At 70.0% G+C, this 16,872-nt stretch carries 20 protein-coding genes; 14 read left to right on the top strand and 6 right to left on the bottom strand.

Annotated elements, in window-relative coordinates; all coding sequences use genetic code 11:
• Window positions 1-390: 390 nt before the first annotated feature.
• From UA74_RS22640 to UA74_RS22655, 4 genes are all read left to right on the top strand, one after another.
• Window positions 391-732: a hypothetical protein gene (locus tag UA74_RS22640; RefSeq protein WP_157434381.1), complete on the top strand. Its 342-nt coding sequence runs from the start codon at window positions 391-393 to the stop codon at window positions 730-732.
• 163 nt (window positions 733-895) lie between these two features.
• Window positions 896-1,624, top strand: a complete 729-nt coding sequence (locus tag UA74_RS22645; protein WP_075742057.1) for a coenzyme F420-0:L-glutamate ligase — start codon at window positions 896-898, stop codon at window positions 1,622-1,624.
• Complete coding sequence (locus UA74_RS22650) at window positions 1,621-2,373, top strand: NAD-dependent epimerase/dehydratase family protein (RefSeq protein WP_075742058.1); 753 nt, start codon at window positions 1,621-1,623, stop codon at window positions 2,371-2,373. The genes UA74_RS22645 and UA74_RS22650 overlap by 4 nt, the downstream gene beginning before the upstream one ends.
• 24 nt (window positions 2,374-2,397) lie before the next feature.
• Window positions 2,398-2,766 carry a hypothetical protein gene (locus UA74_RS22655; RefSeq protein ID WP_075742059.1) on the top strand — a complete coding sequence of 123 codons (369 nt, stop codon included), beginning with the start codon at window positions 2,398-2,400 and terminating at the stop codon, window positions 2,764-2,766.
• A gap of 7 nt (window positions 2,767-2,773) precedes the next feature.
• On the opposite strand, the gene UA74_RS22660 is transcribed toward UA74_RS22655, so the two are convergent.
• The 3 genes from UA74_RS22660 to UA74_RS22670 all read right to left on the bottom strand — a co-directional run bounded on the left by UA74_RS22660 (window position 2,774) and on the right by UA74_RS22670 (window position 4,660).
• Window positions 2,774-3,247, bottom strand: coding sequence for a carboxymuconolactone decarboxylase family protein (locus UA74_RS22660; protein ID WP_075742060.1), 474 nt, complete (start codon window positions 3,245-3,247; stop codon window positions 2,774-2,776).
• Window positions 3,248-3,568: 321 nt separating this feature from the next.
• Complete coding sequence (locus UA74_RS22665; protein WP_075765419.1) at window positions 3,569-3,775, bottom strand: DUF397 domain-containing protein; 207 nt, start codon at window positions 3,773-3,775, stop codon at window positions 3,569-3,571.
• 12 nt (window positions 3,776-3,787) lie between these two features.
• Window positions 3,788-4,660 (bottom strand): helix-turn-helix domain-containing protein, encoded by an 873-nt coding sequence (locus UA74_RS22670; protein WP_083683505.1) that lies wholly within the window; start codon window positions 4,658-4,660, stop codon window positions 3,788-3,790.
• A 296-nt stretch (window positions 4,661-4,956) separates the two neighbouring features.
• Between UA74_RS22670 and UA74_RS32325 the strand changes: the two genes are divergently transcribed.
• The 7 genes from UA74_RS32325 (at window position 4,957) to UA74_RS22700 (ending at window position 9,310) form a co-directional block, all read left to right on the top strand.
• Window positions 4,957-5,469 carry a hypothetical protein gene (locus UA74_RS32325; protein WP_157442312.1) on the top strand — a complete coding sequence of 171 codons (513 nt, stop codon included), beginning with the start codon at window positions 4,957-4,959 and terminating at the stop codon, window positions 5,467-5,469.
• A 307-nt stretch (window positions 5,470-5,776) separates the two neighbouring features.
• A complete protein-coding gene (locus UA74_RS22675) occupies window positions 5,777-5,977 on the top strand; it encodes a hypothetical protein (RefSeq protein ID WP_157442313.1) in 201 nt (66 codons plus the stop codon).
• On the top strand, window positions 5,974-6,213 hold the full coding sequence (locus tag UA74_RS22680) for a hypothetical protein (RefSeq protein ID WP_075742064.1): 240 nt from the start codon (window positions 5,974-5,976) through the stop codon (window positions 6,211-6,213). The genes UA74_RS22675 and UA74_RS22680 overlap by 4 nt, the downstream gene beginning before the upstream one ends.
• On the top strand, window positions 6,210-6,743 hold the full coding sequence (locus UA74_RS22685) for a hypothetical protein (protein ID WP_075742065.1): 534 nt from the start codon (window positions 6,210-6,212) through the stop codon (window positions 6,741-6,743). The genes UA74_RS22680 and UA74_RS22685 overlap by 4 nt, the downstream gene beginning before the upstream one ends.
• An 88-nt stretch (window positions 6,744-6,831) precedes the next feature.
• Entirely contained in the window at window positions 6,832-7,761 is a 930-nt protein-coding gene (locus UA74_RS22690; protein WP_157434384.1) for an endonuclease/exonuclease/phosphatase family protein, read from the top strand.
• A gap of 267 nt (window positions 7,762-8,028) precedes the next feature.
• Window positions 8,029-8,676, top strand: coding sequence for a TetR/AcrR family transcriptional regulator (locus UA74_RS22695; protein WP_075765423.1), 648 nt, complete (start codon window positions 8,029-8,031; stop codon window positions 8,674-8,676).
• Window positions 8,677-8,947: 271 nt separating this feature from the next.
• Window positions 8,948-9,310 carry a hypothetical protein gene (locus tag UA74_RS22700; protein WP_075765425.1) on the top strand — a complete coding sequence of 121 codons (363 nt, stop codon included), beginning with the start codon at window positions 8,948-8,950 and terminating at the stop codon, window positions 9,308-9,310.
• 94 nt (window positions 9,311-9,404) lie between these two features.
• On the opposite strand, the gene UA74_RS22705 is transcribed toward UA74_RS22700, so the two are convergent.
• The 3 genes from UA74_RS22705 to kdgD all read right to left on the bottom strand — a co-directional run bounded on the left by UA74_RS22705 (window position 9,405) and on the right by kdgD (window position 13,211).
• On the bottom strand, window positions 9,405-10,364 hold the full coding sequence (locus UA74_RS22705; RefSeq protein WP_075744113.1) for a 2-hydroxyacid dehydrogenase: 960 nt from the start codon (window positions 10,362-10,364) through the stop codon (window positions 9,405-9,407).
• Window positions 10,365-10,665: 301 nt separating this feature from the next.
• Window positions 10,666-12,294 (bottom strand): aldehyde dehydrogenase (NADP(+)), encoded by a 1,629-nt coding sequence (locus tag UA74_RS22710; RefSeq protein WP_075765426.1) that lies wholly within the window; start codon window positions 12,292-12,294, stop codon window positions 10,666-10,668.
• Window positions 12,291-13,211 carry a 5-dehydro-4-deoxyglucarate dehydratase gene (gene kdgD / locus UA74_RS22715; protein ID WP_075742070.1) on the bottom strand — a complete coding sequence of 307 codons (921 nt, stop codon included), beginning with the start codon at window positions 13,209-13,211 and terminating at the stop codon, window positions 12,291-12,293. Before kdgD ends, UA74_RS22710 begins: the two co-directional genes overlap by 4 nt.
• A 113-nt stretch (window positions 13,212-13,324) precedes the next feature.
• Between kdgD and UA74_RS22720 the strand changes: the two genes are divergently transcribed.
• The 3 genes from UA74_RS22720 (at window position 13,325) to UA74_RS22730 (ending at window position 16,869) form a co-directional block, all read left to right on the top strand.
• Window positions 13,325-14,215 carry a LysR family transcriptional regulator gene (locus tag UA74_RS22720; RefSeq protein ID WP_075742071.1) on the top strand — a complete coding sequence of 297 codons (891 nt, stop codon included), beginning with the start codon at window positions 13,325-13,327 and terminating at the stop codon, window positions 14,213-14,215.
• 132 nt (window positions 14,216-14,347) lie between these two features.
• Window positions 14,348-15,928: an ABC transporter substrate-binding protein gene (locus UA74_RS22725; protein ID WP_083683506.1), complete on the top strand. Its 1,581-nt coding sequence runs from the start codon at window positions 14,348-14,350 to the stop codon at window positions 15,926-15,928.
• Between the two features lie 11 nt (window positions 15,929-15,939).
• Window positions 15,940-16,869: an ABC transporter permease gene (locus tag UA74_RS22730; RefSeq protein ID WP_075742072.1), complete on the top strand. Its 930-nt coding sequence runs from the start codon at window positions 15,940-15,942 to the stop codon at window positions 16,867-16,869.
• The last annotated feature ends 3 nt before the right edge of the window (window positions 16,870-16,872 follow it).

Raw genomic sequence — 16,872 nt, forward strand, 5'->3', positions numbered from 1 at the left:
TCCGCAGGCATCATTTCACTTGGAGGCACTTCAGAGTCGCGATTCTGACCGACTTCTTCGAAGGTCCGTTCTTCTACCGTGTGCCAGGCGTGTTCTCCACCAACCACGCCGTCCAGCATGCGGCGCAGGACCTTGGTCTCAGCGCCGGCCTCGTCGCAGACCTGGAGGCCTGGGACGCCGACACCTACGACGGAAGCTACCCGCCGGACTCGGCCTTCCCACCCCCGAAGCCGAGACGACCTGGATCGAGCGCGGTAAGGAACTCGCCGCCCGCGTCAAACAGGAGTTCCCGTTGGTCGCCAGCGTGGACTATCAGGCCGACGGCCACTATCAGGACGGCACCTACGTCCTCTGATCCGCTTCACACCACGAACGGACATGATGACCCAGATGACGATCACAGTGTCCATGCTCGCAGGCTACGGCGAGGGACCGCTCTTCTTCGACATGGACGACACGATGCGGTGCAACCACACCGTCGCTGAAGCAGCCTCTTACCTCGGTCTCAGCAAGGCCACCGCCACCGACCTGGAGGACTGGGATCAGGAGTACCAGCGCACGCTGGATCACACCTATCCGCCCGATTCCCGCTTTCCCAGCCCCGAAGCGAAACGTGCCTGGATCGAGCGCGGCAAGGAACTGGCCGCCCGGATCAAGCAGGATTCCTCGATCGTGGCCAGCGTCGACTACCAGGCCAACGGCTGCTACGAGAACGGCACCTGCGTCTTCTGAACGCCGGCACGTGCGGGCTCGGACGCGAGGAGGAACCGGCTGAGACCGACAGGTCAGGGTCGCCGGGCGCACGACACGCCACCACTCGGCAGCGGGCCGGCACACTCGCCGCCGCGCACGCCCACCTACATACCGCCGTCCGCACTCCCGCAGGAGCCCGCCGATGACTGCCGTCCCGACCTCCGGCTTCTCCGCCTTCGGGCTGGAGCCCTTCCCCGAGCTCCAACCCGGTGACGACCTGGCGGGCACCATCAGCGACGTGCTTACCCGCACCGGAACCGAACTGCGCGACGGGGACATCGTCGTCGTCGCCAGCAAGGTGGTGTCCATCGCGGAGAAGCGCTACGCCGACCTGGCCGGCATCACTCCCAGCCCCGAGGCCCTGGGCATCTCCTCCCGGACCGGCAAGCCCCCCGAGATCGTGCAATTGATCCTGGACAACTCAACACAGCACTTCCTGGCCACGGAACGCGGCCCGATCATCGCCCGGCACACCCTGGGCTACGAGCTCACCTCCGCCGGGATCGACCGCGTCGGCACCGAGGGCGCGTGGCTGTTGCCTGTGGACCCGGACGCCTCCGCCCGCGCCCTGCGCGATGCCCTGACCACCTACACCGGTGCGGTCATCGCCGTGGTGGTCGCGGACTCGGACGGCCGCGCCGACCGGCGCGGCGCTACCGTCATCTCCATCGGAGCGGCTGGCGTAGGCCCCCTGCGGACGACCGAGCACGGCGGAAAGCGGCAGGAGGAGACCTTCACCGACCTGATCGCCGCGGCGGCCGGGCTCATCCTCGGGCAGCGCGGCCGGGGCGCTCCGGTCGCCGTCCTGCGCGGCGTGTCCTACGTGCCGAGTGACGAGGGCGTGGCGGCGATGCTGCACCACCGGCCGTGACGTTGCTGATCACCGGGGCCTGCGGGACCATCGGCAGCCACGTGGCCGCCGACCTCGCCGCCCAGGGGATACCCCTGCGTCTGCTGGACCGGCGGCTCCCGGACGCCGGTCCGCCAGAGGGTGCCGAGTTCATCCAGGCCGACCTGCGTGAGCAGTCCGTGGTGGAGCAGGCTGCCTCCGGGTGCTCTGCAGTCATCCACCTCGCGGGTGTCACTCAGGAGGGGCCGTTCGCCGAGATGGTCGAGCACAACATCACCGGCACCCACCACGTGCTGGAAGCGGCCCGCCGACAGCGGGTGCTGCGGGTGGTGCTGGCCAGCAGCCACCACGTTACCGGCCTGAGCCCCGTCGGCTGTTCGGCGCTGCTGGCGCCAGACAGCTTCTACGCCGTCAGCAAGGTCACCACCGAGGCCCTGGGCCACCTCTACGCCCACAAGACCGACATACAGGTCGTCGCCGTTCGTATCGGCAGCTACCGCTCCCAGCCCACCGAGCCCCGCCACCGGGCGACCTGGCTCAGCTCTCGGGACGCCACCGCCCTGCTGTACTCCGCCGCCACCCGGCCCCTGAACTCCCCGTTCCTTACCGTGTACGGCTCCTCGCGTAACACGGAGTCCTGGTGGCCGCGCACTGGCTGGGACGTCCTCGGCTACCAGCCCGCCGACAACGCCGCCCAGCATCCCGAAACCGGGCCGCTTACCGACCGCTTCATGGGCGGCGCCTTCGCCGAGCACGACCTCCCAACGTGAGGGAACCGAAGCAGCTCGCTGTCCATGGCTCCCCGATCGGACAGACCCTCTCCCCTGCACCGCGCCGCTTACATCGCGCTGGGGCTGGACTGGAGCTACCGCGCCATCGACTGCATGTCCGAGGGGCTCGTAGCCTTCCTCGTCGGTCTGGACGATGACTGGGCGGGGTTGTCGCCGACCATGCCGCTCAAACGCGCCGCCATCCTCATGCTCGACGAGGTCTCGGTCATCGTGGCTGCCAGCAGCACCGCGAACACCGTCAGGAGGAAGCGGCTAAGACCGACCCGCAAGGATCAACCGGACCGCCTGCGCACCAGAAAACCTCCCCGGCAAAGGACAGCGTGTTCGAGGAGAGTCCTGGTGCGCGACGGCCCCGGCGGTCTGATCAGCTGATCTCTCGTCAGCCGAACTGGCCGATCGTGTAGTCGCCTGCGGGCTGCTGAACGATCACGTTCAGCCGGTTCACGGCGTTCATGAAGGCGATCAGCGACACCAGTGCGGCGAGTTGATCCTCGTCGAAGTACTTGGCGGCGTTCGCCCAGACGTCGTCCGAGACACCACCGGCCGCGTCGGCGATGCGGGTGGCCTCCTCGGAGAGTGCCAGGGCGGCGCGCTCAGCGTCGGTGAACACCGTCGCCTCCCGCCAGACCGCGATCAGGTGGAGGCGCTGCGCGGTCTCCCCTGCGTGCGCGGCCTCTTTGGTGTGCATGTCGGTGCAGAAGCCACAGCCGTTGATCTGGCTGACGCGGATCTTCACCAATTCCTGCGTCTCGGCGGATAACGTCGAATCCGCGACCGCCTTGCCTGCCCCGACGATGTGCCGCAGCGCCTTGGCCGAGACCGGGTTGTCGAAGAGGTTCAAGCGAGCACTCATGGTGCACTCCCTGTGGTTGTCCGTGGTGACACCTCTCTGACCGGACAGCCCGCCGAGATATGACAGCGGAGGAAGGTGACGTGCGCCTCATCCGGCGCGCTTCGACACCAGGTGCCGCCTGATCGAGCGACAAGCAAAACCCCGCGTACTCGGGGGCAACGTGATGCGAGCTGTGGCGCAGCCCCGCATACGCGGGGACGACACTTGCCGACCTGGGCTCCTACTGGTGGGTAACAGGATTCGCATTCACCTGGAATGAGTCGAGACTTAGTGGCAAACCCCGGACACCATGAACTGGCGTCCGGGGCACATGCCGTGGCCTCAGTCCAGGTGCCCTTCCTTGATCGAGACGATCAGGGCGCCGAACGTCTCCAGCGTGACCGCGAGCGTCCCGCCCTTGCGGTGCTTGCTATCTCGGATGCCGACGAGGCCGGAGGCATGGCCGATCTCGACGCATTCGCCGCCGTTGCCGCCGCTGTGACTGCTGGTTCGCCAGTTCGCGCGAGACAGCGCTGAAGTGTCGATCATGCCTCGCTCCTTTCAGTGCTTTCGCAGGTGTGCGGTCAGGCTAGCCAGTAGCTCGCGAGTCTCGGCTGACGAGTGGGCTGCTTGCTCCACCCGACGCCAGATGGTGAGGTACCTGCCGATGTCACCCGGCCGTTCCTGGAAGAGCCCACCGCGCTCGTTCTCCAGATAGACGGCTTCGGGTCCCGCATCGGGCTCCCCGTCCTCCGCAGGGAAGGCCAGCAGTGTGAACGGCGAGACCATCGCCGCATGCGCACCGACGGTGAAAGGCAACACGCGGATGGCGATCTGAGCGCCGTCTCCGAGTTCGATCAGATGCTCCAACTGCTCGCGCATCACCGCTTCCCCACCGACGAGCCGCCGGACAGCACCCTCGCCGATCACCGCAGTCAGCTTGAGCGGTGCCGGGTGCCTGGTAAGGATGCGTTGCCGTGCCCGGCGAAGCTCGACCAGACGGTCCACCTCGCTCGGCGGATGGTCCGGACGGCTCGCGGTGATCACCGCACGCATGTACGCGGGCGTCTGCAACAGACCATGCAGGAGGTCCGGGTGCCAGGTGCGCAGCTCCGAAGCATCCGATTCGAGGCCGATGTAGTCGCGGAACCACTGCGGCACAGTGTCTCCGTAGGTCGCCCACCAGCCACGTTCGTTCGCCTCCTCGGTCAACCGGAGGAGCGCATCCAGGTCTGGCGACCCGATCTCATAGAAGATCGCGAGTAGCCGGACGTGCGCCACTTGCACGGCTTGTTTGCCCTTCTCGATCTTGTTGATCGTCGAGAGCGCCACACCGAGGTACTTCGCCGCGTCCTTCGGGCTGATGCCGCGCTGTTCACGAAGCTGCCGAAGGGTTCCGCCGAGCTGACGACGGCGAATAGCTGGTCCGGGCACTGCTGCTCCTTCTGAAGAGTCGTGGCGACAGTCTGCATCCTGGACGAAACCGCTCTCACGAACCTTCATCCAATCAGGTCATCGCGCAACGAAATTTCGTCTAGTAGGTTTCGTACAGTCGGCCCAGCCGACCGCCGGGTGCTTCCGGCTTTCGCAGGTGTGGGAGCACCCGGTGCTCGAAATCGAAGTGCTGAGTCGTCCTGCGTCCACACAGGACGAGGGGGCCGGGCCACTGCCAGGCCGCCCGACCCCCTCTGATGGAGAGGAGCGACGCCATGAACGTCGCATCACAATCCGTGACGATCCTAGTCACGGACCGTCCGAGCATTCGGGGCGGGAGCCTGCTGGAGGAACACCTGTTGTCGGTGCTCACCTGGGTAGGCGCCTCCCTGATGATCTTCGGCGGTCTCGACCTGGCGTGGCGCTGGTGGCGCGCGCGACATCCGCCACGCCGTCCGCCGTCCACAAAGGACTGGCGACGGATTCGCGCCGCCGAACGACGTTCCCAAGCCCGCCGCCCCTGGGCTGCGCAGGCAGACTCTCGTTCCTCCGCGCGGCTGGTGATCGCCCGTGTTCACGCGGAGGCGGCAGCAGCGGCGGTCGCCGGGTCGCCGCGTCTGGTGTCGAGTGGCGCATCCCCCGCGTTGCCGCAGCCCTGCACACCGACGCGGTTCGCCGAGGCGGCACCTCGCCGTCCCGCCACCCCGACGCGCTCCGGAACAGCCGGCAGCCGCCACACCGCCGACCGCGTGGCCGTACCCGCGCCGGCCGACGGGTGGGTTCGGGTGCTCTCGGGGAGCCTGCGGTGAGGCGGGCCGTGATCTGGGCGATCACCGAGACACTCGTCTTCCTGCTGCCTTGTCGGCGAAGCGGCAGGCCGTGCGCGGGTCGGCCGCCTGCCGCCCCGCCCACGGGCGGGAATTCGGCCGTCCGAGTTCGGGTGTCCCCGTTCTGGCGGGTGCCCACGGCGCGGTCGTCGCGAATCCGGCCGTACGTATGGCATCGGACCTGGGGACGTGCCCGATGAACGACACGCGCCGGGGCCGAAGCCGACCGTCGACACCGTCCACGGTGCCGACCGCCGAAGCCGCCGCCCCCGCCGCCGTGCAAAAGCCCGTGGCAGCCGATACGGCCGCGCCGGAGACCGCGCAGCACGACATCCGGTGGATGGGTCGGTTCCGCCGCATCGAGCATCGCCGCGACCCCGTCTACCAGGACACGGCCGTGTCGGTGTGCGGCTGCGTCATCACCGTCGCCGCCGAGAACCTGCGTCTGCTGCGCTGCCGTGCGTGCTTCCCGCCGGGGGTCGCCCCATGATCGCCTCGGCCTGGTTCGTGCGCTCGGTGCGCATGGGTGACACCCACCTCGGCGACGCCGACTGGGACGGGCGCAGGCAGGTCCGGCCTGCCTGCGAGCCGTCCGCCCGGTTCACGCCGCTCAATCACCTGCCGTTGCACGACCTCTACTACGACGACCAGTCCTGCGCGGACTGTCTCGCCACACTCCACCGGCCCGCCCACACCCGGCGGCCGACCCTGACGGTGGCGCGATGAACGACGACGACCAGCCGTGGTTCACCCAGGACACCCGCCCGCAGGCCGGTCTCTGTCTGGAACGACATCTGATCGTCGGGCACCGGCCGGCAGACGGACGCCCGGTCGTGGCGCTGTGCGGACGGATGATGCTCGTGGGACCGCCACCGGAGGTCGACGTCGACGAGGTGGCATTCCAGGCGGTCCGGCCCTGCTGGCACTGCCACGACGTCATGACCGGCCACCGTCCCCCACCAACGGCGCCCACCGAGCCGACGCCCCTTCTGCTCGTCGAAGTGCCCGCCGCAGCGGACGGGGCACTGGTGGCGCACCTCTGCCAGGACTCCTCGGCGGAGGCGAACCTGCTTCGCACGCGGTGCGGTCGGCGGGCGCAGTCCTTGCTGGACAGACAGCGCCTCGGCGCGCTGTTCTGCGGTGCGTGTCTGGGTGCGTCGTCGCCGTCGGTCGGCCTCCCGCCCCCTCTTCCGTCTCCGATCGCACTCCCCGGAGACGGGCGGCCCGGCCTTCCTCCCACGCGCACCCCCGCGTAGGTCGGGCCGACGGGCGGCGCGGGACGTCCTGCGGCCCGCGCCGTCCTGCTCGGCGAACTCGTACGTCATCATCGCGAAAGGACTGTTCATGAGTGGTGTGTTCACGATCGGTACGTTCAATTATGAGAACGGTGGGTTGCGGGAGGATGGTCGTATCGAGCTTGGTCCGTTGATCGAGACGATTGCTCGATGTCCGGTGGATGTGTTGATGCTCGGGGAGTGTCCGCAGTATCGCCGTGACGGGGAGCGGCCGCTGTGGGAGGCGACCAACCGACTGTCCGAACTCCTCGGCGGCTCGGCCCGCTATCTGCCGTTCTATTCTCAGCGCGTCGGACGGAAGAACCATCCGATGCTGTTGGTGAGTTCGGATGTCGTGGAGCCCGTGCAGTGGCACGACCCGATGGTCGCCGACACCGGTTACTCGGTGGCCGGATTCCTCCGTGCTCGGGTGCTCGGCGTGCCGATGTGGCTGTCGTCGATCCACTGGCCCGGCGGCGCCGGCCGGGCCGAGTTCGACCGGCAGGCCGCGATCTTGACCGAGCGGTCGGTGAAGCCCACGATCATCGCCGGGGACTTCAACGCCACCAGCTCGTGGGAGAAGGACATCCGCCCCACCGACTGGGGCGCCGCGCATCTCGAGCGCGGATCGTGGTGGAAGCCCCTCCAGAAGGGCCGCTACGACACCACGTCCGGGCGGTGGGTCGTCGACACCGCCCAGCTTGACTACCTGCGCCACGACCTGCAGTTCCGGGACTTCGGCGAGCTGGCCGACGATCCGACACCCACGACTCACGAGCAGAACTGTTCGATGCGCATCGACCGGATCATGGCCTCCACGGCCGTCCCCGGCACGCTGGTAGCAGGCTCGTATCGGGTGCATCGTCCCTCTGATGCCGAGGCCGTCTCCGACCACGACTACGTCACCGCCGCCTGGGACCTCGCCCCCGCCCGCACCGTCGAGCGGCGGCAGCTCGGCAGCGCCGACGCGAGCCGGCCGGCAGGCACGCGAACCAGCTGACGACCACGCCGCCGACCAGGCGAGCCGCGATTCGAGGCCCGCGACCTGGCCCCGGCGCGGTCTCCCGATGGAGTGCGCAGGCGCGGCCGGTTGGCGGGCGGAGCAGTCAGGGAGTCAAGCAATAGTGAGAGGCCGTCACTGACCTGAGAAGAGTTGCATCGGCACGCCTGCCTAACAACCAGTAACTTTCCTGATAGCTTCCCACCAGGCGTGATGAGCCGGGAGCGCGGCGGGAGCGTCGATCAGCCGACTAGGAGAAGGCGGGCCATGGCCGACACCGAGGCAACGACCCCCCGTCTGCGCTACCGCGCTCAGGTACGCGAGGAGATCAAGGACCACGCGCGGCAGCAGATCGCCGCTGCGGGCACCTCCGCGCTCTCCCTCAACGCGATCGCCAAGCAGATGGGCCTGAGCGGCCCCGCGCTCTACCGGTACTACGCCAGCCGCGACGAGCTGATCACCGAACTCATCCGAGACGCCTACCGCAGCCTCGCCGACGCCGTCCAGCAGACCGCCGCGACCGAGGGCGCCGACCCGAGGGCCCTCGCCCACACCCTGCGACGCTGGGCGTTGGCCGACCCCCACCGATACCTGCTGATCTACGGCACCCCGATTCCGGGATACCACGCCCCCGCCGACACCACCGCCATCTCCGGCGAGATCATGAGCGTCCTGCTCGACGCGTATGTCACGCTGCCGAGACGGCCCCCGACACCGTTGGCCATCCACCTCCACGACCATCGGCACTGGGCGGCAGGCCACTGGGCGTCACCTGAGGTGCTGCATCGGGCCCTGACCTTCTGGACCCGACTCCACGGCGTCCTCTCCCTGGAACTCGCAGGCCACTTCACCGCCATGGGTTTCGACCCCGCACAGCTCTTCGCCGCCGAGGTGGACGACCTCGTCCGACGATGAGCCGCAGGCCGCCCCGGAGCAGGCTGCACCAGTCGACGACGGAACCCGTCGTCGGCCGACCGGCCCGTGTCCAGCGGACGCACCGGACGTGACGACGGCCCTTGCCGGGCCTGCTCGTCGGCGTCGGCAGGCGGCGTGTCCTGGTCCGCCGGGACCGACGAACGCGTTCGTCCACATCGGACGACGTCGAGTCCGCCGCCTGCACCGAAGCAGGCGTCCGACCGCGAACGACTCCGGACCGCCGGCCGCCGGACGCGGGCATACTGGCCGGGTGACCACGAATGCCGAAGCGAGTCTCCGCGAGGTCCGCGACCTGCTCATGACCTTCAAGACCCCGGCCTGCATCCATCGCGCCAGCGAACTGGACGGCGCCGCCGACAGGGTCATCGCCTGCGCCGTGGAGCTGCTCGACCCCGAGGCGGAGCATCTCCAACGGCGTCTCGCATCCGCGGTCCGGGCGATCCAGGCGGCGGAGAAGGCGGCGGAGGCCCATCTGCGCAATCCGTTGACCCGGCCGATCTCCCAGGCACGCTTCGCCATGCAGACGGGTTCGGCGACGGGCGCCATCCAGATCGTCCTGGAGGAACTGAACCCGGCGGAAACGGCCGCCCGGGATCAGTTCCGGAATCGGTAGCCGACGGCGGCGGGCCGATCGCGGCACACTCGCCGGAAGCGAGCACCGGCTTCCACCGGCACACTGCCTGATCAGCCCGTGTCGACCGCGCGTCTCAGGCGCGCGGCACCGGAGTCACCAGCGTCCCGTCGGTCATGAACTGGTGCAGGTTGCGATAGGCGAGGTCGCCCATCGCCTCCCGGGTCTCGTGGGTGCCGCTGGCGATGTGCGGCAGGAGCACGACGGAGTCCAGGTCGAGCAGCTCGGCGGGAACGTTCGGCTCGTCGACGAACACGTCCAGCGCCGCCCCGGCGATCCGCCGCTCCACCAGCGCCGAGACCAGCGCCTTCTCATCGACGACGCTGCCTCGCGCGACGTTGACGAGGTAACCAGACGGCCCTAGGGCGGCCAAGACCTCCTCGGACACCAGCCCGGTGGTCTCCGCACCTCCCGACGTGGTGACCACCAGGATGTCCGAGTCAGCCGCAAGTTGCGTGGCCGACTCGACGTGTCGGTACGGCACCGCCGACACCGGACGACGCGAGTGATAGCTCAGCTCGACGTCGAAGCCCGCGAGTCGACGAGCGACCGCCTGCCCGATCCGGCCGAGGCCCAGGATTCCGACGCGCTTCCTGCTGACCTTGGTGGTGAGCGGGTAGGCACCTCGCTGCCAGTCGCCCCGCCGCACGTAGCGGTCCGCCGCCGACAGCCCGCGCAGCACGTCGATCAACGCGCCCACCGCGAGGTCGGCCACGCAGTCGGTGAGCACGTCCGGAGTGTTCGACACGTCGATGCCCCGGCTGCGTGCCCTGATCACGTCGGTCGTGTCGTAGCCGACGCCGAAGTGGACGATCGCACCCAGGTTGGGCAGGGCGTCCATCAGGTCGTTGCCGACGCCGATGCGTGCCGTGGTGACGGCCGCGACCACCTCGGCGCCGTGTTCGGCGAGGTAGGCCGCCGGATCAGGCTGTTCACCGAGCACCACGGTGCGATGCCCGGTGGCGAGCGCCGCCGTTAGCGAGGGCAGCAGCGGGCTGACCTGGAGGACCGTGCCGTTCGGTGCTGGGGGGTTCATCACTGCTCCTGCGTGTCTCGGGCCTGCGGTCCCGTCCTGCGGCGGCACGTGGTGGTGTCCGTCGGCGTTCACCGCACCCTCCTCTTAGCGGGGTTCGGCGAGGCGGGTGGGGCGAGGTGGCGGCGGGATCGGAGGTCACCGCCGCCACCTCGAGTCGTGGCGGCCGAACCGGTCGAGACCGAGGGCACGCCTGTGGCGCGGTCGACATCGGCCCGGCGGAGCCGAGGTCACGCCGTGCGCAGCGGCGCGGGCGGGTTCGCCCCGCAGCACGGCAGACGGCCGACTCCGCCGGAGCCCCTGATCAGACCCGACCGGGTTCGCCGTCGACCCGCCGTCGAATCCCGAGTGGATTGTCGGCCCGCAGCTCCGACGGCAGCAGGGCGTCGGGCACGTTCTGGTAACTCACCGGGCGCAGGAACCGCTCGATCGCCCTGGTGCCGACCGAGGTCGTGGCCGGCGCGGAGGTCGCCGGGAACGGGCCGCCGTGGACGACCGCGTGGCCGACCTCGACGCCGGTCGGCCAGCCGCCGAACAGCACGCGCCCCGCGAGCAGCTCCAACGTCGGCAGCAGCGTGGCCGCCGTCGGGTGATCCGACTCCACCGCGTGCACGGTGGCGGTCAGCTGGCCCTCCAGCCCGTCGAGGATCTCGCGGAGCTGGTCGAGATCGCGCACCCGGACGACCAGCGAGGTGGCGCCGAAGATCTCGTCGCGCAGCGACTCGTCCGCCAGGAACGTCGCGCCGTCGGTGACGTAGAGGCCCACCCGGCCGCAGGCGTCGATCGACTCGTCGGAGGCTCCGGCGGCCACGGCGGTGACGCCGGGTCGGGCGGCCAGGCGGTCGACGCCCTCCTGGTAGGCGCGGGCGATACCCGTGGTGAGCATCGCCGCAGCGGGCGCCTGCTCCACCGAGGCGGCGGCCGCCGCGAGGAAGGCGTCCGTCGCCGCCGCATCGGCGTCCACGGCGAACACCAGGCCGGGACTGGTGCAGAGCTGGCCCGCTCCGGTGGTCACCGACGCGATGAACTCAGCGCCCAGCGCGGCGCCCTTCTCGGCCAGCGCGCCGGGCAGCAGCACGACCGGATTGACGCTGGACATCTCCGCGTACACCGGGATCGGCACCGCGCGCCCGGCCGCCGCCTCGACGAGCGCGAGGCCGCCGGAGCGGGAGCCGGTGAAGCCGACGGCGGCGATCCGGGGGTCCCGAACCAGGGCGGTGCCCAGGTCGCGACCGGCGCCGAACAGCAGCGAGAACGTGCCCTCGGGCAGACCGTGCTCCGCCACCGCCGCGCGCACCGCGCGGCCGACCAGCTCGGAGGTGCCGGGGTGGCTGCTGTGGGCCTTCACGACCACCGGGGCCCCGGCGGCCAGCGCCGACGCCGTGTCGCCGCCCGCGACGGAGAAGGCGAGCGGGAAGTTGCTCGCGGCGAACACCGCGACCGGGCCGAGCGGGATCTTGCGCTGGCGCAGGTCCGGCTTGGGCAGCGGCGCGCGGGTCGGGTCGGGGGTGTCCAGCCGGGCGCCGAGCCAGTCGCCCGCCCGCACGGTCGCGGCGAACAGGCGAAGCTGGTTGGTGGTGCGGGCCAGCTCGCCGCGCACCCGCGCCTCCGGGATGCCGCTCTCGGCGACGACCCGGCCGACGAGCACGTCGCCGAGGGCCTCGATGTTGCTCGCTGCGCTGTCCAGGAAGGCCGCGCGGGCCTCGGGCGAGGTCTGGCGGTAGACGCCGAAGGCCTCCTGGGCCAGCCGGGTCGCGCGTTCCACCTCGGCCGTGCCGCCGAGCCCGTAGGCGGGTTCGAGGGACTCGCCGGTCCGCGGATCGACGCCGCGCACCTCGCCGTGCTCGCCGTGCACGTCCTGGGCGCCGATCAGCATCGCCCCGCTGACGGCCGTGGGGTTCGCAGGCGGGCCTGCGGAGTCGGAGGAGGTCATGCCTTGATCACCTTCGTCACGAGTGCGGTGAGGTCGTCGAGTTCGGCGGTTGTCAGGTCGGTCAGCGGCGGCCGCACCGGGCCTGCGCCGCGCCCGATGGCGGTCAGGCCCGCCTTGACGATGGAGACCGCGTACCCGGCACGCCGGTTGCGGATGTCCAGGTAGGGCAGCACGAACTCGTCGAGCTTGCGGTAGACCGTCGCGGCGTCCCGCGCGCGGACCGCGTCGTAGAACTCGACGGCAAACTCCGGCGCGAAGTTGAAGATCGCCGAGGAGTAGGTGGTGACGCCCATCTCCAGGTACGGCAGGGCGTAGGTCTCCGCGGTGGGCAGTCCGCCGATCGACAGCAGGCGGTCGCCGAGGGCCGAGTAGATGCGCGTCATCAGGTCGACGTCGCCGACGCCGTCCTTGAAGCCGATGAAGGTGGGGCACTCGTCGGCGAGCCTGCGCACCGCGTCGAAGCCGAAGGCGGCGTTCGCGCGGTGATAGACCACCACGCCCAGCGAGGTCGCCTCGCAGACCGCCTTGACGTGGGCGATGAGCCCTTCCTGGGACAGCTCGGTGAGATACGGCGGCAGCAGGAACACGCCGTGCGCGCCTGCTGCCTCGGCGTCGCGGGCCATCGCGACGGCCTGCGCGGTGCCGTAGCCGGCCGGGGCGATCACCGGCCTGCCGTCGGGGGTGGCCGCGACGGCGGCGCGCACGACGCGGCCGACCTCGTCGGGGAGGAGGGAGAAGAACTCGCCGGTGCCGCCTGCGGCGAAGACGCCAGAGGCGGCGAAGGTGCCGAGCCAGGCCACGTGCTCGCGGTAGCCGTCCTCGTCGAAGGCGAAGTCAGGTGTCGCGTGCGTGACCGGGAAGGTCAGCAGGCCAGTCCCGAGGACGGACCGCAGATCCTCTGGGGTGAACAGCGTCATGGCTCAGGCTCCAGTGTCGAGGGACTCCCGCCGAGGCTAAGGAGTTCGACCAATACCTGTCTAACACGAAATACGCATCGATTGATACCTTCAACGCATCGAGAGGAGACCCGGTGGCCGCGCCGTTCACGTTGGATCAGCTTCGAGGCTTCGTCGCCGTGGTCGAGGAGGCCCACTTCGGCCGGGCCGCCGCCCGCCTGCGGATGACCCAGCCGCCGTTGAGCCGTCAGGTGCAGAAGCTGGAGCGGTCACTCGGGGTGGAACTGCTGGTCCGCGCCGCGCGGGCCGTGATCCCCACGCAGGCGGGCGAGGCCTTTCTGGCCGAGGCGAGGCGCATCCTGAGCCTGGTCGACGCCGCGCCGCTGGCCGCGCAGCATGCCGCCGAGGGCACCACGGGTGTGCTGCGCATCGGGTTCACCGCCGTCTCCGCCCAGACCGTGCTCGGCAGCTGGATCAAGACGGCGGCCGTTCATCTGCCCGCCGTCCGGCTGACCCTCACCGAGATGGTGACCAGGGACCAGGTGGAGGCCCTGCTGGCCGGGGAGCTCAGTGTCGGGCTGGCCAGGGGCGTCACCCCGACCGACGTGCTCAGCGTGCGGCGCGTGCACGCCGAGAGCCTGATCCTGGCCTGTCCCGGCGACCATCCGCTGACCCGACTCGGCCGCCCGCCCAGGCTCGCCGACGTCGCCGAGCACGCCGTCATCACCTACAGCCCCGTCGAGGCGCGCTACCTGCACGAACTCATCATCACGGTGTTCCGCAACGCGGGCGTCGAGCCGCGCTACGTCCAGCGGGTCGGGCAGGTGCAGAGCCTGTTGGCCCTAGTGGACGCGGGCCTGGGCGTCGCGCTCGTGCCGAGGTCGTCCTCCCGGCTCCGGCTGCCCAACCTGGCGTTCACCGAGATCGCGGGTCTTGCGCCGGACCTGGTGGAGGCGCACTGTGTCTGGCGGAGTGACCACGACGATCCGGCGCTGGACGCGCTGCTGAGGCTGACCGCTCTCTGATCTCGTCGAAGTCTTGACGCTCTCCGGTGGCAGGCCTACGGTCTGTCTACCCATACAGACCAAGTGCGCGTTTGTAGACACTCTGGCGCCAGATCGGCCCGTTCAGCACCCACCACGACTCTCGGAGAGACGATGTTGTCTTCCGTGCACCGCCCCGTCCGCATCGGACGGTCCCGAGCCAGGAGCGGCCTCGCCGCGATGTTGGTGTTCGCCGCCGCCACGAGTGCCTGCACCGTGGCCAACAGCGACAGCACGGGCGACGCGGGTGAGGCCGGGGACTCCCTGCGCATCGTCCTCGACCAGGAGCCGCCGACCTTGGAGCCGTGTGAGGCGTCGCTGACGTCCACCGGCGTGGTCACCCGCTCGAACATCAGCGAGCCGCTCATCGAGCGCGACCCGACCACCGGCGAGCTGGAGCCCCTGCTGGCCACCGCCTGGGAACAGGTCACCGACACCGAGTGGCGAATGGAGGTCCGCGACGACGTCACCTTCCACGACGGCGCCGCCTTCACCGCCGAGGACGCCGCGTTCTCGATCGACCGGGCCGTCAACAACTCCGCGCTCGCGTGCAATGTGGACGGCTACGTCTTCGGCGATCAGGAGTTGGGCCTGGAGGTCGTCAATGACACGACCCTCACCATCACCACCGACGTGGCCGACCCGATCCTCCCGCTGCGGCTGAGCTTCATCGAGGTCGTCCCGCGCACCACCAGCACCGAGGCCAAGGTCCGGGAGCCGATCGGCACCGGCCCCTATGCCGTCGCGGCCTGGGACACCGGCGTCTCCATCAGCCTGCGCCGCCACGACGACTACTGGGGCGAGGCACCCGCCTTCGCCCGCGTCCGGTACGTCTGGCGGACGGAGTCCAGCGTGCGCGCGGCGATGATCGCCACCGACGAGGCCGACATCGCCACCGGCCTCAACCCCGAGGACGCCACGCCGGAGAACTCGCTGCCCTACCCCAACAACGAGACGACCGCGCTGCGGCTGGACGGCCGGGAGGCCCCGCTCGACGACATCCGCGTGCGCCGCGCGATCGATCTGGCCATCGACCGACACGGCATCACCGACGCGCTCTTCGACGGCATGGCCGTGCCCGCCGCGCAACTGGTGCCCGAGGGGGTGGTCGGCCACAACTCGGAGCTGACCGTGGGCGCCGCCGATCCAGACGCGGCCCGCGCCCTGGTCGAGGAGGCCGCCGCCGACGGCGTCCCGGTCGACCGCGAGATCACGCTGATCGCCCGCAACGGCCAGTTCCCCAAGGTCGCCGAGACCGCCGAGGCCCTGCAGTACCAGCTGGCCCAGGCAGGCCTCCAGGTACGCATCCAGATGGCCGACACCGCCGCCCACCTGGAGTATCAGCTCCGGCCCCTCCCCGAGGACGTGGGCCCCGTCGCCTTGTTGATCATGCACGGCAACCAGGCGGGCGACGCCGGATTCACCACCAGCCAGTACCTGCTCTCCGATGGTCCACAGTCGACCTTCGGGACCCCGGAGCTCGACGAGCTGATCGCCGAGGCCGATCAGACCGCAGGCGACGATCGGCAGGACGCCTTCGCCGGGGTCTTCGCGGAGCAGAACGACACCCTTGCGCAGTACGCCTACCTAGCCCACATGCAGGGACTGCTGGGCATCTCCCCTCGGGTCTCCTACGAGCCGAACTCCGCCACCGGCGACGAGCTGCGGCTCGCCGACGTCCGGCCCGAGCGCTGAGAGGACTCACCATGCTGACCTTCCTGCGCAAGCGCATCATCTCCAGCGCCATCCCGCTGGTCGTCGTCGTCTTCGGCGTCTTCCTCCTCGCCCGGCTCACCGGCGATCCGACCAACCTCTACCTGCCGGTCAGCGCGACGGCGGAACAGCGTGCCGAGTTCGCCGCCGCGAACGGATTCGACCAGCCGATCTACGTCCAGCTCTGGGACTACCTCGGCCAGGTGATCCGCTTCGACTTCGGCGTCTCGCTGCGCACGGGGCAGCCCGCGGGCGACATGGTGCTCGCGGCCTTCCCCGCCACGCTTCAGCTCGCCGCCGTCACGATGCTCATCGCGATCGTCGGCGCGGTGCTGCTGGGCAGCCTGGCCGCCTACCGGCCGAACTCCCCCGCCGACCGTTCGGCCAGCTTCCTGTCGATGACCGCCGCCAGCATCCCGGACTTCTGGTTCGCCATCATGGGCGTGCTGATCCTCGGCGTCGGTCTGGAGTGGCTGCCCACCTCGGGCGTCGACGGCGGCCTCGAGGTGTGGATCCTGCCGATCGCGACGCTGCTCATCCGGCCCTTCGGCGTGCTGGTGCAGGTCGTGCGCGGCGCAATGGTCGCCGCGCTGTCCGCGCCGTACGTGAAGGTGGCCCGCAGCAAGGGAGCGAGCGAGCCGAGGGTGGTGTTCGGCCACGCCCTGCGCAACGCCTCGGTGCCCGCGCTGACCGTGGCGGGAGACCTGACGATCGGTCTGGTCAACGGGGCCGTGGTGGTCGAGACGATCTTCGGCTGGCCGGGCATCGGCAAGCTGATGATCGACTCGATCCTCCAACGTGACTTCGCCGTCCTCCAGACCGCCGTGCTGCTGACGGCGGTGACGATCTTCGTCCTGAACATCGTGATCGACGTCTGCTACGCCCTGCTCGACAACCGCGTCCGCCAGACCGTCCCCGCGTGAGGA

Source organism: Actinoalloteichus fjordicus, from assembly GCF_001941625.1.
Taxonomy (GTDB): Bacteria; Actinomycetota; Actinomycetes; order Mycobacteriales; family Pseudonocardiaceae; genus Actinoalloteichus_A; species Actinoalloteichus_A fjordicus.

Coding starts and splice junctions, on each gene's coding strand:
- UA74_RS22640 (WP_157434381.1), top strand. CDS start 391: ATGACGATCACAGTGTCCATGCTCGCAGGCTACGGCGAGGGACCGCTC.
- UA74_RS22645 (WP_075742057.1), top strand. CDS start 896: ATGACTGCCGTCCCGACCTCCGGCTTCTCCGCCTTCGGGCTGGAGCCC.
- UA74_RS22655 (WP_075742059.1), top strand. CDS start 2,398: ATGGCTCCCCGATCGGACAGACCCTCTCCCCTGCACCGCGCCGCTTAC.
- UA74_RS22660 (WP_075742060.1), bottom strand. CDS start 3,247: ATGAGTGCTCGCTTGAACCTCTTCGACAACCCGGTCTCGGCCAAGGCG.
- UA74_RS22665 (WP_075765419.1), bottom strand. CDS start 3,775: ATGATCGACACTTCAGCGCTGTCTCGCGCGAACTGGCGAACCAGCAGT.
- UA74_RS22680 (WP_075742064.1), top strand. CDS start 5,974: ATGATCGCCTCGGCCTGGTTCGTGCGCTCGGTGCGCATGGGTGACACC.
- UA74_RS22685 (WP_075742065.1), top strand. CDS start 6,210: ATGAACGACGACGACCAGCCGTGGTTCACCCAGGACACCCGCCCGCAG.
- UA74_RS22690 (WP_157434384.1), top strand. CDS start 6,832: ATGAGTGGTGTGTTCACGATCGGTACGTTCAATTATGAGAACGGTGGG.
- UA74_RS22695 (WP_075765423.1), top strand. CDS start 8,029: ATGGCCGACACCGAGGCAACGACCCCCCGTCTGCGCTACCGCGCTCAG.
- UA74_RS22705 (WP_075744113.1), bottom strand. CDS start 10,364: ATGAACCCCCCAGCACCGAACGGCACGGTCCTCCAGGTCAGCCCGCTG.
- UA74_RS22710 (WP_075765426.1), bottom strand. CDS start 12,294: ATGACCTCCTCCGACTCCGCAGGCCCGCCTGCGAACCCCACGGCCGTC.
- kdgD (WP_075742070.1), bottom strand. CDS start 13,211: ATGACGCTGTTCACCCCAGAGGATCTGCGGTCCGTCCTCGGGACTGGC.
- UA74_RS22725 (WP_083683506.1), top strand. CDS start 14,348: ATGTTGTCTTCCGTGCACCGCCCCGTCCGCATCGGACGGTCCCGAGCC.
- UA74_RS22730 (WP_075742072.1), top strand. CDS start 15,940: ATGCTGACCTTCCTGCGCAAGCGCATCATCTCCAGCGCCATCCCGCTG.